Annotated in this window: 1 pseudogene; it reads left to right on the top strand. The window is 43.7% G+C overall.

Annotated elements, in window-relative coordinates:
• Nucleotides 1–114: 114 nt before the first annotated feature.
• Nucleotides 115–739, top strand: a pseudogene (gene gyrA, locus ACWHAR_RS26635) (DNA gyrase subunit A); the annotation flags it as partial.

Here is a 739-nt window from a genome sequence, read left to right as displayed (position 1 = left end):
ATGTGTATAATCATAAGTTTATTGATATAATGGAGAATAGTGAAATCGTATTGAAGGTCATAATGGACAATCTACTCCCACATATTTCATGTGATACTTCAGGGAGGTTTTTTAATGAGTGAACAAAACACACCACAAGTTCGTGAAATAAATATCAGTCAGGAAATGCGTACGTCCTTCTTGGATTATGCAATGAGCGTTATCGTGTCCCGTGCTCTTCCGGATGTTCGAGACGGTTTAAAACCGGTTCATAGACGGATTTTGTATGCAATGAATGATTTAGGCATGACGAGTGACAAGCCTTATAAAAAATCCGCGCGTATCGTTGGAGAAGTTATCGGGAAATACCACCCGCACGGTGATTCAGCGGTATATGAATCCATGGTCAGAATGGCTCAGGATTTCAACTACCGTTATATGCTCGTTGACGGTCATGGAAACTTTGGTTCTGTTGACGGAGACTCAGCGGCGGCCATGCGTTATACAGAAGCAAGAATGTCTAAAATCTCAATGGAGATTCTTCGTGACATCACAAAAGACACAATCGATTACCAGGATAACTATGACGGGTCAGAAAGAGAACCTGTCGTTATGCCTTCAAGGTTCCCGAATCTGCTCGTGAACGGTGCTGCCGGCATTGCGGTAGGTATGGCAACAAACATTCCTCCGCACCAGCTGGGAGAAATCATTGACGGTGTACTTGCTGTCAGTGAGAATCCGGACATTACCATTCCAGAGC

The organism is Bacillus sp. LR--39, assembly GCF_053613335.1.
Note: the sequence above shows the minus strand (reverse complement) of the source record. Positions and strands in the feature narration are given on the sequence as shown.